The organism is Pseudomonas weihenstephanensis, assembly GCF_016812185.1.
In the GTDB taxonomy this organism is placed as follows: domain Bacteria; phylum Pseudomonadota; class Gammaproteobacteria; order Pseudomonadales; family Pseudomonadaceae; genus Aquipseudomonas; species Aquipseudomonas weihenstephanensis.
The window spans coordinates 289,021-304,424 of the sequence record NZ_JAAEBV010000005.1 but is presented as its reverse complement, the minus strand read 5'-3'; the positions used below and the strand labels follow the sequence as shown (position 1 = coordinate 304,424).

13 protein-coding genes are annotated in these 15,404 nt (G+C 58.1%); 7 read left to right on the top strand and 6 right to left on the bottom strand.

The window, feature by feature from the left end; translation table 11 throughout:
• Positions 1 to 48: 48 nt before the first annotated feature.
• From GYN01_RS17510 to gap, 5 genes are all read right to left on the bottom strand, one after another.
• A complete protein-coding gene (locus tag GYN01_RS17510; RefSeq protein WP_203307525.1) occupies positions 49 to 2,652 on the bottom strand; it encodes a TonB-dependent receptor in 2,604 nt (867 codons plus the stop codon).
• Positions 2,653 to 2,769: 117 nt separating this feature from the next.
• Complete coding sequence (locus GYN01_RS17505; protein ID WP_082149345.1) at positions 2,770 to 3,675, bottom strand: FecR family protein; 906 nt, start codon at positions 3,673 to 3,675, stop codon at positions 2,770 to 2,772.
• A gap of 166 nt (positions 3,676 to 3,841) precedes the next feature.
• On the bottom strand, positions 3,842 to 4,360 hold the full coding sequence (locus GYN01_RS17500) for an RNA polymerase sigma factor (RefSeq protein WP_048399923.1): 519 nt from the start codon (positions 4,358 to 4,360) through the stop codon (positions 3,842 to 3,844).
• Positions 4,361 to 4,561: 201 nt separating this feature from the next.
• Positions 4,562 to 5,026, bottom strand: a complete 465-nt coding sequence (locus GYN01_RS17495; RefSeq protein ID WP_048363427.1) for a methylglyoxal synthase — start codon at positions 5,024 to 5,026, stop codon at positions 4,562 to 4,564.
• A 4-nt stretch (positions 5,027 to 5,030) separates the two neighbouring features.
• Complete coding sequence (gene gap, locus GYN01_RS17490) at positions 5,031 to 6,032, bottom strand: type I glyceraldehyde-3-phosphate dehydrogenase (protein WP_048363428.1); 1,002 nt, start codon at positions 6,030 to 6,032, stop codon at positions 5,031 to 5,033.
• Positions 6,033 to 6,240: 208 nt separating this feature from the next.
• Here gap and edd point away from each other — a divergent pair, with 208 nt between their 5' ends.
• Genes edd through GYN01_RS17470 form a run of 4 tightly spaced genes read left to right on the top strand, consistent with a single transcriptional unit; the run spans position 6,241 to position 11,267 of the window.
• Positions 6,241 to 8,067, top strand: coding sequence for a phosphogluconate dehydratase (edd, locus tag GYN01_RS17485; RefSeq protein WP_048363429.1), 1,827 nt, complete (start codon positions 6,241 to 6,243; stop codon positions 8,065 to 8,067).
• Entirely contained in the window at positions 8,064 to 9,029 is a 966-nt protein-coding gene (locus GYN01_RS17480; protein WP_203307524.1) for a glucokinase, read from the top strand. The genes edd and GYN01_RS17480 overlap by 4 nt, the downstream gene beginning before the upstream one ends.
• Positions 9,030 to 9,079: 50 nt before the next feature.
• The gene (locus GYN01_RS17475; RefSeq protein WP_048363431.1) at positions 9,080 to 9,817 is read left to right on the top strand and encodes a response regulator; all 738 of its coding nucleotides are present in this window, start codon (positions 9,080 to 9,082) and stop codon (positions 9,815 to 9,817) included.
• On the top strand, positions 9,807 to 11,267 hold the full coding sequence (locus GYN01_RS17470; protein ID WP_238936302.1) for an ATP-binding protein: 1,461 nt from the start codon (positions 9,807 to 9,809) through the stop codon (positions 11,265 to 11,267). The genes GYN01_RS17475 and GYN01_RS17470 overlap by 11 nt, the downstream gene beginning before the upstream one ends.
• A gap of 19 nt (positions 11,268 to 11,286) precedes the next feature.
• Here GYN01_RS17470 and GYN01_RS17465 read toward each other — a convergent pair whose 3' ends face one another.
• Positions 11,287 to 11,943: an AP2 domain-containing protein gene (locus GYN01_RS17465; protein WP_048363433.1), complete on the bottom strand. Its 657-nt coding sequence runs from the start codon at positions 11,941 to 11,943 to the stop codon at positions 11,287 to 11,289.
• Positions 11,944 to 12,289: 346 nt separating this feature from the next.
• Here GYN01_RS17465 and GYN01_RS17460 point away from each other — a divergent pair, with 346 nt between their 5' ends.
• The 3 genes from GYN01_RS17460 (at position 12,290) to GYN01_RS17450 (ending at position 15,402) form a co-directional block, all read left to right on the top strand.
• Positions 12,290 to 13,567 (top strand): ABC transporter substrate-binding protein, encoded by a 1,278-nt coding sequence (locus GYN01_RS17460; protein ID WP_048399913.1) that lies wholly within the window; start codon positions 12,290 to 12,292, stop codon positions 13,565 to 13,567.
• 97 nt (positions 13,568 to 13,664) lie between these two features.
• The gene (locus GYN01_RS17455; protein ID WP_048363435.1) at positions 13,665 to 14,573 is read left to right on the top strand and encodes a carbohydrate ABC transporter permease; all 909 of its coding nucleotides are present in this window, start codon (positions 13,665 to 13,667) and stop codon (positions 14,571 to 14,573) included.
• Complete coding sequence (locus GYN01_RS17450) at positions 14,566 to 15,402, top strand: carbohydrate ABC transporter permease (protein WP_048363436.1); 837 nt, start codon at positions 14,566 to 14,568, stop codon at positions 15,400 to 15,402. Before GYN01_RS17455 ends, GYN01_RS17450 begins: the two co-directional genes overlap by 8 nt.
• Positions 15,403 to 15,404: the final 2 nt, after the last annotated feature.

The window sequence follows — 15,404 nt, the reverse complement described above, 5'->3', positions numbered from 1 at the left end:
AAAAATCCTCACCGCACAGGTAAAAACGCTGCGCAGTGAGGGGCCGAATCAGATGTCCCAGACCAGGTTGATCGCGAAGTTGCGACCCGGTTGAGTCAAGCGATCCAGGTTGGCCGGGTTGACTGCCGAGGCTTCGCCCACGCCGTCGTAGCTGCGCACGTCATCCCACAACCAGTATTTCTTGTCGGTGAGGTTGTACACGCCCGCGCTCACGGTCACGTCTTGGGTGACTTTGTAATAGGCGCTCACATCCACAATGCCAAAGCCCGGGGTCTTGAATTGTTTACCCTCGATGTCGGGTGCTTTGAACGCCGTGTCGTCGACCCGGTTCTTTTTCTTCACCACGGTCCAGCTCACCAAACCTCCGTAGTTATCCTGGTCGTAACCCAGACCGAATACGCCCGTCAGCGGGTTAACGCTGTTGAGCGGTTGACCGTTGTCATCGTTGCGACCATAGGCGTAAGCAATCGAACCTTTGGTGTAGAGGCCGCGTGGCGCGCCGAACGCGTCGAGTTGCAGTTGGCCTTTGAGCTCAACACCCTTGATGGTGGCGTGCTTGATGTTGCGGCTCTGGAAACTGTCGAGGTCGTAGCCGGGCTTGACGTTGTCTTCGTCAATAAAGTCGCGGTATTTGTTGTAGAACACGGCAACGTCAAATGAACCCTCATCGAAGTGGCCGCGCAGGCCGGTTTCGTAGCTTTTGCTTTTTTCCGGTTCCAGATCGGGGTTGGGTTCTACCACGTAGCCTTCTTGCAGGTTCTCGAACCGGCCATACAGCGCCTTGGCGGTCGGGGTACGGAAGCCTTCGGAGTATTGGCCGAACCAGGTGTAGTGATCGTTGAACGCGTAGGTCACGCCCAGTTTTGGCGACAGACGGTGCCAGGTTTTTTCATCATCGCTGACGGGGTCGGTGCCGCTGGGGTTCACTGCATTGAGGAACTCCTGGGTGATTTTTGGCTTGAGGCGGGTGTAGTCGTAGCGCACGCCCGGCATGAACGTCCACTGGTTCCAGCTGATTTCATCCTGCGCAAACAGGCTGTAGGTGTTGATGGTCGGGTCCGGGAAGTCGCTGATTTTAGCGAACACATCGCCTTTGGCCGTGCTGAGTGCGCCCACCGCTTTACACCCACTGCCGACCGCCAGGCACACCGCGCTGCCACTGCGCGAACCCGTCACTTTGTCGTGTTTGACCGTGGTGCCGTAGGTCAGCAAGTGGTCAGTGGGGCCAATGGCAAAGGCTTTGTCAAATTGCGCATCGAACACCCATTGCTGCTCTTTGTAGAGGGTGTCGCGGGTGCGATACACGTCACGCACAAACGGCAAGTAGCGCTCTTCGGTGCTCTGGTCGGTCTTGGCGACTTGATAATTGAGGCTCCACTTGCCGTGATCAGCCAGCACGCTGTCGAGCACAAAGGTGTTTTCTATGCCAAAACGCTCGCGGCTGACGGTGTCGTTGCCGTTACGCGATTTGTACATGCCCATCGGTGCGCCGAGGTTGAACGGGCCGCCTACCACGCTCTTTTGATTGATGTCGCGGTCGTCTTTGTAGTGCTCATAGGTGAACGCCAGGCGGTCATCGTCGTTGTAGTTCCAGCCGGCCTTGGCCAGTACGTTGGTGGTGCGCACGTCTTCAGGGTTGGCGGCGGTACGGCTCAGGCCGGTGCCGCCGTGATTGCCATAGGATTCAGTTTCGTGACCGTCGCGGCGGCTCACATGCAGCAAACCATCGAACTGGTCGGCACGGCCCGCGACGGTCGCAGACTTGAGCCAGCTGCGGTCGGCCGAGCTGTAACCGGTTTTAAGGCGTGCGCCTGCGTCTTGTCCCGGCTTGATGATGTCGTCTGGGTTGAGCGTGAAGTAGCTCACCGCGCCACCAATGGCGTTACTGCCGTACAGCACGGACGCCGGACCGCGCAGGATCTCTACGCGTTTGACGATTTCGGGGTCGACGTAGTTGCGCTGGGTCTTGGCGAACGGGCCGTTGAAGAACGAGTTGGGGATTTCAACGCCATCGACCTGAGTCAGGATGCGATCGCCGTCGATGCCGCGAATGTTGTAACCGCTGATGCCACCCCGCAGGCCGCCACCGCCCACCGAGACGCCTGGCTCATAGCGCACCAGTTCTTTGATGGTGTTGACGTTCTGGCGGTCGAGTTGCTGGCGGTCATGCACGGTCACGGTGCTGGGCACTGTGATGACGTCTTGTTCCTGACGCGTGGCGCTGATGGTCACTTGTTGCAGGGCAAGGGTGGCGCTGCTGCCAGCGCGCTTTTCGAGGACGATAGTGTTTGTGCCCAGTTTGCGATAGCCCAGGTTGGTGCCGATCAACAGGCGTTCCAAGGCTTTTTCCGGTGACAGCGAACCGCGCACGCCCGGCGACGAGACGTTCTGCCCCAGTTCGGCGGTCAGGCCCACTTGCCAGCCGGTCACAGCGGTAAAGTCGTTAAGCGCGGCCACCAGTGGCTGTTGCGAAATTGCAAAGGTGTAATTGCCCACGGAGCGACTGGCTGGCTGCGCATCGGTCGCGGCCATGGCCGGTACCGCATGTGCGCCGGCCATCAGTACGGCGACGGTCAACAACGATAACGTGCACGGGTGCTTGGAACGTGTGCGGACGTTGGAAGAGGACCGGCTGTTGAAACGAGTGGGCATTGATAGCGCTCCGTGGTGAACGAATCTTATAGTTGCAAAGCTGACTCAAAATGCGAATCAGTTGCATTGACTACAACGAGACGTATGACCTTCGGCTATCGAGTAAAAAAAACGTCATTAATTGAGAATCACCAGCGCCGGGAATTCCGAAAGGCTGGAAGAGGTGATGTGGGCCAGCGAACGCACGATGTCCAGCGGCTGGTCCAGGCGGTAGTTGCCAGTGACCGCAACACTGGCCAGTTGCTCATTGTTGTTGACGATCCAGCCGGGGTAGTAGCGCCGCACTTCTTCAAGCACCTTGCCCATCGGGCAGTTTTCAAACACCAGGCGCCCTTGAACCCAGGCCAGGTCGGTTTGCGGATTGAGCTTGACCGGTTGTCCGAACCCGTTGGGACCAATGCTCACACTGTTGCCCGCGGACAAGCGCATCTGGGTGCCGACGCTGCTCATGCGTAAATCGACATCGCCCCGTTGCACGCGCACTTGTGCCTGACCATTGAGGTAGCTCACGGCGAACGCGGTGTCCCGCACGCTGACTCGCACCGGGCCGGCCTCGAGTACGAGGGGGAATTCCAGATTGGCCGGTACTTCAAAATAGGCTTCGCCCTGATACAGGCGCGCGCTGCTCTGGGCGTTGACCATGCGGCTGGAAAACGCGGAGTTGGTGTTGAGCAGCACCTTGGAGCCGTCTTCGAGTTGCAGGCGCTGGCGCTCACCCACCACGGTCAGGTGATCGGCTTGCAAACGCAGCGGCACATTGTTGTAGCCGCCTACACAGAGCACCAGCACGGCCGCTGTGGCCAAGTGTTTCCAGTGGCGGGCGATGCGCCGCATCACGCTGGGTGCGCGAGGGGTATTGAGGGTTTGTGCCGCTTCAATCAACGGTTGGCCGTTCCACACGTCATTGGCTTTGGCGAACGCTTGCGCATGGGCGGGATCTGCCTTGAGCCACGCCTGGAACGCTGCTTTTTCGCCATCGTCGGCACACTCAAGCACGATCAGCCAATCCAGCGCCTGATCCATGGCACTGTCTTGCAGAACGTCGTGTGCCACTTTTGGCGCCGCAGGGGGTTGAGTGTCCTTCACGGGTGTTCCTTGGCAATCTGGGGTGCGGTCGTGTTCAACGTCGTGGAATCCTGGGCGCGATGCGGCCAAATCGGATCTTGCTTACGGGTACATCCCGTAAAGGTTAAGGCCGATTCAGTCGCTCGGCTACCCCGACACAGATTGCCATGATCAATTTGAGTTCCTTTTGAACCGTACTCAGTGACACGTCAAGTTCTTCGGCGATCTCTTGATAGCTGCAACCATGCAGGCGGCTGAGGATGAAAATGCGCTGCTGACGCGCGCTTAACTGGCTCAGGCTCACACTCAAACGCTCCAGTAATTGCGCGGCTTGATGGGCTTCTTCCGGGGTGCTGAGAGGGGAGGCGACCCCTTCGATCACCTCGATGGGCACGTCTTCGAGCACCGTACGCGACTGGATACGTCGGGCGCGCAAATGGTCCAGCGCCAGGTTGCGTGCGGTCTGGTACACAAATGGCTCAAGGTGTTCAACCGTGCGTTCGCTCAAGGCTCGGGTCACGCGCAGGTACGTCTCCTGCAACAGATCCTCGGCGGTGCTTGGGTTATTGACCATGCGCTGCAAGGTGCGCAACAGGATGACCCGCTGCGTGAGGAAGACTTGATTGAAGTGGGACTGACTCACAGTGCTACCAGACCGATTTTGAGCAAATGATAATGCTTATCATCTGTATGTTTGGTCAAGTGCTGTTTTCGCCAGCGCGCATTTGAGTGGCGCGCCCCACCCCGTAACCTCTGTCGAAGGCGTCGTCTGATCGCGCGCGAGCGTCGAGTGAACGCTGGTTTGATGATGGCTGCGCCAGTGATTGCGCAGTGGAGGACGTGTTTACACGCGGCCCTTCAAGTACGCGCTGTAATCCGGAATGCGGTGTGGGTGGGTCTCGCTCATCAACGGGCTGCTGAGCAGGTAATCGGCACTGCATTCATTGCACGCCACGGGAATGTTCCACACGGCAGCCACGCGTAACAGTGCCTTGATGTCCGGGTCGTGAGGTTGCGGCTCGAACGGGTCCCAAAAAAACACCAGCATGTCGACCTGTTGCTCGGCAATGCGCGCCCCCACTTGCTGATCGCCGCCCAAGGGGCCGCTGATCATGCTTTCGACGGGCAGCCCCAATCGTTGGCCCAGCAACAAACCGGTGGTGCCCGTGGCGCACAGGTCATGTTGGCTGAGAGTCGCTTTGTGGCGTTCGGCCCAATCGAGCAAAAAACCTTTGCAGTGATCGTGGGCCACCAGGGCGATGCGCTTGCGCGCCGCCAGGGTGGCCGTCGTGAAGCTGATGCCGATCATCGCGTTACTCCGCGTTGCACAGCGCCAGGCAGTTATCGAGCATACGGTTGGAGAAGCCCCATTCGTTGTCGTACCAGGCCAGCACTTTGAGCATCTTGCCGCTGACTTTGGTGTGGTTGGCATCGAAAATCGACGACAGCGGGTTGTGGTTAAAGTCGCTCGAGACCAGCGGCAGGCTGTTGTAGCCCAAGACCCTGGAATGCTGGCTGGCCTCTTTGAACAGCGCGTTGACGTGCGCCGCAGTGGTTTCGCTCTTGAGCTCAACCGTCAGGTCGACCAGCGACACGTTGATCACCGGTACGCGTACTGCCATGCCGGTCAATTTACCGGCCAGTTCCGGCAGAACCAGGCCCACGGCCTCAGCGGCACCGGTTTTGCTCGGGATCATGTTCTGCGTGGCCGAACGCGCGCGGTACGGGTCGGTGTGGTAAACGTCAGTCAGGTTCTGGTCGTTGGTGTAGGCGTGGATGGTGGTCATCAAGCCGTTTTCAATGCCCAGCTCGCGGTGCAGAATTTGCGCGATCGGTGCCAGGCAGTTGGTGGTGCACGATGCACTGGAAATAATTTGATGCGATTGACGCAGAATGTCGTGGTTCACGCCGTACACCACTGTGGCGTCGGCATTTTTGCCCGGTGCGGAGATGATCACCTTGCGTGCGCCAGCGCTAATATGCGCCGCAGCCTTGCTGCGTTCGGTGAACAAACCGGTACATTCGAACACCACGTCGATCTTCAACGCGGCCCACGGCAGTTCGGCCGGGTTGCGAATGGCTGTGACAGCAATGTGGTCGCCGTTAACGGTCAGGCTTTCCTGATCGTGTTCAACGCTGGCCTCGAAGGTGCCGTGAACGGTGTCGTATTTGAGCAGGTGAGCATTGATAGCGCTGTCACCCAGATCGTTGATGGCGACGATCTGCAAGTCCTGGCGGTAGCCTTGGGTATACAGTGCGCGCAGGACGTTACGGCCGATTCGGCCAAAACCATTGATTGCGATTCGTAGAGTCATGGAAAGCGCCTGCCATCGATTTGTTGTTGGAATTACAAGATTATTCGCATAGAAATAGAAAACAAGCCATTTTGGTGGCAATATTTTGTTTTATCTACAACGAGTGACCTGAATCAACGGGTCCAAATGATCGAAGTTGCGTGTCTGGCCCTTCGATCAGCATAGGACACGCACAGGTCGCCACATCCGTTAGCCTGGAGTTCAACACATGCATCCCCGCGTTCTTGAAGTCACCGAGCGTCTTATTGCCCGCAGTCGAGCTACCCGTGAGGCATACCTGACGCTCATTCGCGGCGCCGCCAGTGACGGCCCGCAACGCGGCAAGCTGCAATGTGCCAACTTCGCCCACGGCGTGGCCGGATGTGGCACTGACGATAAAAACAACCTGCGCTTGATGAATGCCGCCAACGTGGCAATTGTTTCGTCTTATAACGACATGCTCTCGGCGCATCAGCCTTACGAGCACTTTCCCGAGCAAATCAAGCAAGCCCTGCGTGAAATGGGCTCGGTCGGGCAATTCGCCGGTGGCACGCCAGCCATGTGCGATGGCGTGACGCAAGGCGAGGCGGGCATGGAACTCAGCTTGCTGAGCCGTGAGGTAATTGCTTTGTCGACCGCTGTGGCACTGTCGCACAACATGTTCGATGCCGCGCTGATGCTGGGCATTTGCGACAAAATCGTACCGGGGCTGCTGATGGGCGCGTTGCGCTTTGGTCATCTGCCGACGATTTTTGTACCGGGCGGACCCATGCCATCGGGTATTTCCAACAAAGAAAAAGCCGATGTGCGCCAGCGCTACGCCGAAGGCAAAGCCAGCCGCGAAGAACTGCTCGAATCCGAGATGAAGTCCTATCACAGCCCCGGCACCTGTACCTTCTACGGCACTGCCAACACCAACCAACTGCTGATGGAAGTGATGGGCTTGCACTTGCCAGGTGCCTCTTTCGTTAATCCTTACACACCATTGCGCGATGCCCTGACCCGCGAGGCGGCTCATCAGGTGACGCGTCTGACCAAACAAAGCGGCAACTTCATCCCGCTGGGTGAAATTGTGGATGAGCGCTCGCTGGTCAATTCCATCGTCGCCTTGCACGCCACGGGTGGCTCGACCAACCACACGCTGCACATGCCCGCGATTGCGCAAGCGGCAGGTATTCAATTGACCTGGCAAGACATGGCCGACTTGTCCGAGGTGGTGCCGACCTTGTCCCACGTTTATCCAAACGGCAAAGCCGACATCAACCACTTTCAGGCGGCAGGCGGTATGTCGTTCCTGATTCGTGAGCTGCTCGACGCTGGCTTGCTGCATGAAGACGTCAACACCGTGGCCGGTCGCGGCCTGAGCCGTTATACCCGAGAGCCGTTCCTGGTGGACGGTGAGTTGGTGTGGCGCGAGGGCCCGATTGAAAGCCTCGATGAAAGTATCCTGCGCCCGGTGGCCCGTGCATTTTCGCCCGAAGGCGGGTTGCGGGTGATGGAGGGCAACTTGGGGCGCGGGGTGATGAAAGTCTCGGCGGTTGCACCTGAGCATCAAATCGTCGAAGCCCCGGCCCGGGTCTTTCAGGATCAGCAGCAACTGGCCGATGCGTTCAAGGCTGGGGAGCTGGAGCACGACTTTGTAGCGGTGATGCGCTTTCAGGGGCCGCGCTCCAACGGTATGCCTGAACTGCACAAGATGACGCCCTTTCTGGGTGTGTTGCAGGACCGTGGCTTCAAAGTAGCGTTGATTACTGACGGGCGCATGTCGGGTGCTTCCGGCAAAATCCCGGCGGCGATTCACGTCAGCCCCGAGGCGGCCATCGGCGGCGCACTGGCGCGGGTGCAGGATGGCGACATGATTCGTGTCGACGGCGTCAAAGGCACGTTGCAACTGTTGGTGGATGAGGCAGAATTCGCCGCACGCACCCCGGCCGTCGGCACCTTGAGCAACGCGGTGGGCACCGGGCGTGAGTTGTTTGCGTTTATGCGCCAGGCCTTCAGTTCGGCTGAACAGGGCGCCAGCACCTTCACCTCGTCTCTGGAAAACCTCAAATGAAGTTAGCTTTGGTCGGTGACATTGGCGGCACCAATGCGCGGTTTGCATTGTGGGAAAACGACCAGTTGCGTTCAGTCAGTGTGTTGGCCACTGCCGACTATGCGTGCCCCGAAGACGCGATCACGGTCTATCTGCACGGGTTGGGCCTGCCATTAGGGGGTGTGGGTGCGGTGTGCCTGTCGGTCGCGGGGCCGGTGAGTGGCGATGAGTTTCGCTTTACCAACAATCACTGGCGCCTGAGCCGCGTGGCGTTTTGCCGCACGCTTGAGGTTGATCGCCTGCTGTTGATCAACGATTTCAGTGCGATGGCGCTCGGCATGACGCGCTTGCAGCCTGAGGATGTGCGTCAGGTGTGTGCCGGTGTCGCTGAGCCGACGCGCCCTGCTGTGGTGATCGGCCCTGGTACGGGTCTTGGCGTCGGCACTTTGCTCAATCTGGGCGAAGGGCATTGGATGGCCTTGCCGGGGGAGGGCGGCCACGTCGACTTGCCCATGAGTAACCCGCGCGAAGTCCAGTTATGGCAGCACATCTACAACGAAATCGGGCATGTCAGCGCGGAGTCGGTGTTGAGTGGTAGCGGCTTGGCGCGTGTTTATCGTGCTATTTGCGCGGTGGAGGGTCACACACCGGTACTCGACAGCGATCGCGCCATCACGGGCGCAGCGCTGGCGGGTGATCCAGTCGCGCGTCAAGTGCTGGAGCAATTCAGTTGCTGGTTGGGACGCGTGGCGGGCAATAACGTCTTGACCCTGGGCGGGCGCGGCGGCGTGTACATCGTGGGTGGCGTGATCCCGCGTTTTGCCGATCTGTTTCTGGCCAGCGGTTTTGCCCGAAGCTTTGCCGATAAAGGCTGCATGAGCGATTACCTTAATGGCATTCCGGTGTGGCTGGTGACGGCGCCGTATCCGGGCTTGATGGGCGCAGGCGTGGCATTGCAACAAGCATTTGGCCAGGAGGCGTAATCCGTCTACGGTTGTTTGTTTGATCAATAAAAACAATAAGGAACGCCACTGTGAGTGCTCTGGGCAAATCCATTTTGCTGGTCGACGACGATCAGGAAATCCGCGAACTGCTTGATCTCTATCTCACCCGGGCGGGGTTTCAGGTGCGCACCGTGGGTGAGGGAGCGGGGTTTCGGCAGGCACTGGAACAGGCCCCCAGCGACTTATTGATCCTGGATGTGATGCTGCCCGACGAGGACGGTTTCAGTTTGTGCCGTTGGGTCAGGCAACATCCGCGCTGTGCCCAGACGCCCATCATCATGCTCACTGCCAGCTCCGACGAAACCGACCGGATTTTGGGGCTTGAATGGGGGGCAGACGACTACCTCGGCAAGCCCTTCAGCCCGCGTGAATTGCAAGCGCGGATCAAGGCGTTATTGCGGCGTGCGCAATTTGCCAGTGTCAGCCCGGAGGGCGGCAACCCGATTATGATGTTTGACGCGTGGCGCCTGAACACCGTGTCCCACCGGCTGTTCCATGCCGATGGCGAAGAAGTGATTCTGTCGGGCGCCGACTTTGCGCTGCTCAAGCTGTTTCTCGATCATCCGCAACAAATTCTGGACCGCGACACCATCGGCAATGCCACGCGCGGACGTGACCTGATGCCGCTGGACCGCATCGTCGACATGGCCGTCAGCCGTTTGCGCCAACGCCTACGTGACACCGAAAAACCGTCACGGCTGATTCGTACCGTGCGCGGCAGCGGTTATCAATTGGCGGCCGAGGTCAGCCACGGGCATGACCATTAAGCGGTTGCGCAAAGTGCGTGTGCCCCGTTCGTTGCTGGGGCGCATGTTGCTGCTCACGTTGCTGGCCATCTTGCTGGCGCAAACGTTATCCAGCGTGATCTGGCTCTCACAATTGCGCGCCACGCAACTTGAGGGGCTGGTGACCAGTGCCCGCAGCCTGGCGCACTCGATGAATGCCACGGTCAGTTACTTGCGTTCCCTGCCGTTGGCCTATCGACCGTTGGTACTCGATCAAATGCGCAGCATGGGCGGTACGCGGTTTGTCGTAAGCCTCAATGAGCGCCCCCTGGAGATGCAGGTATTGCCCAGCACGCAGCGCAAGGAAGCTGTGATCCGTGCAGTGGATCAGGTCCTGCGTAAATCGCTGGGGCCGGATGTCGACATGTCGGTCAAGTTCGTCAGCCCCCAAGACCTGCGTATTTTCAACGCAGGGCTAAAACTCGATGAACTGCCACGCTCCTGGGCGCACTTTGCCTTGACCCTGGAACCTGTCAACCCGCCGGTGCTGGTGACGCAAATCCAGATGGCCCCTGGCGAATGGCTGTACATCGCTTCACTGCTGCCCCAGCCCTATACCAGCCTGGAAGAAGAAGGGCTGCCGGCCATGCAACTGTGGTTCATTGCGCTGAGCAGTGTTTTTTTGCTGCTTTCCATCGGTTTGCTGGTGCACTGGCAAAGCCGCCCGCTCAAGCGGTTGGCGCGGGCTGCGCGGGATTTGTCGTTGGGTGAGGAAGAGGTTGAACCCATCGAAATCGGCGGTGGCAGTGAGGTGGTGGAAGTCGCACGGGCGTTCAATACCATGCGTGCGCGCATCAGTCGCTACCTGACGGAGCGCAGCCAACTGTTCAGTGCTATTTCCCATGATCTGCGCACGCCCATCACCCGTTTGCGTCTGCGGGTTGAGTTGCTTGAAGACGAGCAGTTGCAACATAAGTTCGGTCGCGATCTGGATGAGTTGGAGCTGTTGGTCAAAGGCGCGCTGCAATGTGTAAAAGACACCGATATTCACGAAAACATCGAGCCGGTGAACCTGAATCTGTTGCTCGACTGTTTGATTGAGCCTTACGTGCTCCCACACGGTAATGGCCGCGTGACACTCACCGGGCGTGCACGCTGGCCCTATGCAGGCAAGTCGCTGGCGCTGCGCCGGTGCATGGGCAACGTGATAGACAACGCGCTCAAATACGGCCACAACGCGCATTTACTGATCGAAGATGACGCGCACGCGTTTGTGCTGCACGTAGACGATGAAGGGCCTGGGGTGCCCGAGCAGCGGCTGGAGCAAGTGTTTGAGCCGCATTTCCGGCTCTCAGGGCAACAGCAGGGTTATGGTCTGGGGTTGGGGATCGCGCGCAATATTGCGCATAGCCACGGCGGCGAGGTCAGTTTGCAAAACCTGCGCCGTGGCGGCTTGCGGGTGACCTTGTTTTTACCGCGCGTGGTGGAATGAGTGACCGGTGTGCGCCTCATCAGTGGGTATTTTCTTTACTGTTGGCCGCCAAGTGCCGGCTGATCGACAAGCTGGCCTGTTCGGCGCTAATGGGCAGTAGCGGCTCCAGAAACGGGTTGGGCGATGGCTCGACGCTGGGTTCTGGCGCCTTTTTAATCATGGCGGCTTTGATGCGGTTTTCACGCACGCGCGCACTGGTTTGGCTGAAGTGCTGTTGTAACTTTTCCATGGCCACTTCATACGGTTCGTTGCACAACGTTAATTGGCGCTCGCGTTCTTGTAGCGCCATGAGTTTGGCCTGTTCGTCGCCGTAGCGATCAATGCGAAAACTCTTGCTCAAGTTGTAGCCATGAATACGCGTGGTCGCTCGCCAGTACTCGATGTTGTTTGATTGAATCCGATAAACCCCCGGATGGCCGCTGGTGTTATGGGGCATCAGGCGCTGGCGGTGTTCGTAGCTAAAGGACAGGGGCATTTTCAGCACCCACTGATTACGCACGCGTTCGGCCGCCAGTAATGCGGCTTCTTCGCTGCCATATTCACTGATCTCAAAAACTTGAATATGCACTTTGCCAGAGCGCTGAATATCCACTTTCCACGCGTATATCTCTCCGTTTTGATGTTTGAGGGGGTAAATGAAGTGTTGATTGGGCAGGAAAGGATTGCATTTGGACATGGCGTGTATCTCCTGATGGGCGTCGGCATCCGTTCATAAGTTGTAACGATGTTCAACAGATTCGCTGAAGTAATTTGCGTGTACAACGTGGGAAAACGACTTAGGGATGCGTCCTACAGGTAATGCGGAAATTGCTTTACAGGTTTGATAGCAAGAATTCTGGGATGTATCCGATTTCACCACTTGCAGGAGAATAAATAGTGCTGGCGAAAACCGTGGAAGTTTTGTCACTGAGTGGTGACAAATGAGCGTCTTTTCGTTACATGAGCCTCCCGACAGGTGGGTAGACTCTTTGTAAGCGCAAGCAACAGACTTGCTCAGTCATAACAACAAGAAAGGTCCTTCGATGAATGCATTCAACCGCCTCGCCCTTGTTATTTCCCTCGCTTCGCTACTTCCCCTCAATGCCTATGCAGCCGATCCCCAAGGCAATGTTGAAGTGGTGCATTGGTGGACGTCGGGCGGCGAAGCTAAAGCTGTCGATGTCCTTAAAAAACTGATCGAAAAAGACGGTTACACCTGGCAAGACAGTGCAGTGGCAGGCGGCGGCGGTGCTGCGGCCATGACCGTGCTTAAAACCCGTGCGGTGTCCGGTAACCCGCCTTCGGCTGCGCAGATCAAAGGGCCGGACATTCAGGACTGGGCCGCACTGGGCCTGCTGACCAACGTGGATGAGGTCGCCAAGAGTAACAACTGGGACAAATTGCTGCCCAAGACGGTGTCTGACACCATGAAGTTCGATGGCCATTATGTGGCCGTACCGGTGAACATCCATCGCGTGAACTGGTTGTGGATCAACCCGCAAGCGTTCAAAAAAGCCGGTATCGACAAAGCCCCGACCACCCTCGACGAACTCTATGCCGCAGGTGACAAGCTCAAGGCCGCAGGTTTCATTCCGTTGGCCCACGGCGGGCAGCCGTGGCAAGACAGCACGGTCTTTGAGGACATGGTGCTGAGCATCATGGGCCCGCAAGGCTACAAAAAAGTGTTTGTCGAAAACGATGAGGCCACCTTGACCGGCCCGCAAATGACTGAGGTGTTCACTCAGTTGAAAAAGCTTCAGGGCTACATGGACCCCGATGGCAGTGGTCAGGACTGGAACCTGGAAGCCGCCAAAGTCATCAACGGCAAAGCGGGCATGCAGATCATGGGTGACTGGGCGAAAAGTGAATGGACCGCGGCGGGTAAAAAAGCCGGCACTGATTATGAGTGCGTGCCATTTCCGGGCACTCAAGGCAGCTTCACCTACAACATCGACTCGTTGGCGATGTTCAAACTGGCCAAAAAGAACGACACCCCCGGCAACAATGCCGCGCGTGACGATTTAGCCAAAGTCGCGCTTGAACCTGAGTTCCAGTACGTGTTCAACCAGAACAAAGGCTCGATTCCGGTTCGCAATGACCTGGACATGAGCACGTTCGACAGCTGCGCACAAGCGTCCGCCAACGACTTTGCTGCGGCAGGTGAGAAAGGTCAGTTGCCAAGCATGGCGCACAACATGGCCACTTCTCTGGCCGTTCAGGGCGCGATTTTTGACGTGGTGACCAACTTCATGAGCGACAAAAATGCCGACCCGGCCAAAGCCGGCAAGCAACTGGCCTCGGCGATCAAGTCTGCCCGGTGATTGTCTGATACCCGCCGCGCTCGCGCGGCTCCTTTAATTTCGGATCGTCCGGCATTTGCGCAAGCGAATGCCGACACACCCTTGCGGGAGAATTTCGATGAGCGCTGTGGCTGTGTTCCACAAAGCCTCGCCGTTTGACGCGTTGCAACGCTGGTTGCCCAAGTTGGTATTGGCACCCAGCATGTTGATCGTGTTGGTTGGCTTTTATGGCTACATCTTTTGGACCTTCCTGCTTTCGTTTACCAACTCCAGCTTCATGCCCAGCTACACATGGGTGGGTTTGCAGCAATACGCACGCCTGATGGAAAACGATCGCTGGTGGGTGGCGAGTAAAAACCTGGCCGTGTTTGGCGGCATGTTTATCGCGATCAGCCTGGTGATTGGCGTGTTCCTGGCGGTGCTGCTCGATCAGCGTATTCGCAAGGAAGGCTTCATTCGCACCATTTACCTGTACCCGATGGCGCTGTCGATGATCGTCACCGGTACGGCCTGGAAGTGGTTGCTCAACCCCGGGTTGGGGCTGGACAAAATGCTGCGTGACTGGGGCTGGGAAGGGTTTCGGTTTGACTGGCTGTTGGACCAGGATCGCGTGGTCTACTGCCTGGTCATCGCGGCTGTGTGGCAGGCCTCGGGGTTTGTCATGGCCATGTTTCTGGCCGGGTTGCGCGGGGTGGACCAGTCGATTATTCGTGCCGCTCAGGTGGACGGCGCGAGCTTGCCGACCATTTATTTGCGCATTGTCTTGCCGAGCCTGCGCCCGGTGTTTTTCAGCGCGTTCATGATTCTGGCGCACATCGCCATCAAGAGCTTTGACCTGGTGTCGGCGATGACCGCAGGCGGGCCGGGCTACTCGTCTGACTTGCCTGCCATGTTCATGTATTCGTTTACCTTCAGCCGTGGGCAAATGGGCGTTGGCTCGGCCAGCGCCATCATGATGCTGGGGGCGATTCTGGCGATTCTTGTGCCTTATCTGTACTCCGAGCTGAGGAATAAACGCCATGATTAACGCACAGCGTTTGACCTTCAGTCGTTTGGCCATCTACGCCACATTGATCCTGGCGGCGGCGGTGTATCTGGTGCCGTTGGTGGTGATGTTGCTCACCAGCTTCAAAAGCCCGGAAGACATTCGCACCGGTAACCTGCTGAGTTGGCCGCAAGTGATTGATGGCATTGGCTGGATCAAGGCGTGGGACACGGTGGGCGGGTACTTCTGGAACTCGGTCAAAATTACGATCCCTGCCGTGCTGATCTCCACCTTCATCGGTGCCATGAATGGCTACGTACTGTCGATGTGGCGCTTTCGCGGCTCGCAGCTGTTTTTCGGTCTGCTGTTGTTCGGCTGCTTCCTGCCCTTCCAGACGGTCTTGCTGCCTGCCTCGTTCACCATCGGCAAGCTGGGGCTGGCCAACACCACCACCGGCCTGGTGCTGGTGCACGTGGTGTACGGGCTGGCGTTCACCACGCTGTTTTTCCGCAACTACTACGTCAGCATCCCGGATGCGCTGGTCAAGGCTGCGCGGCTCGACGGCGCAGGGTTCTTCACGATCTTCGGGCGCATTCTGCTGCCCATGTCGGTGCCCATCATCATGGTGTGCCTGATCTGGCAGTTCACTCAAATCTGGAATGACTTTCTGTTCGGCGTGGTGTTTGCCAGTGGCGACGCGCAGCCCATCACCGTGGCGCTCAATAACCTGGTCAACACCAGCACCGGCGCCAAGGAATACAACGTCGACATGGCCGCGGCCATGATTGCCGGGCTGCCGACACTGCTGGTCTACATTTTTGCGGGCAAGTATTTCCTGCGCGGGCTGACGTCCGGCGCGGTCAAGGGGTAAGG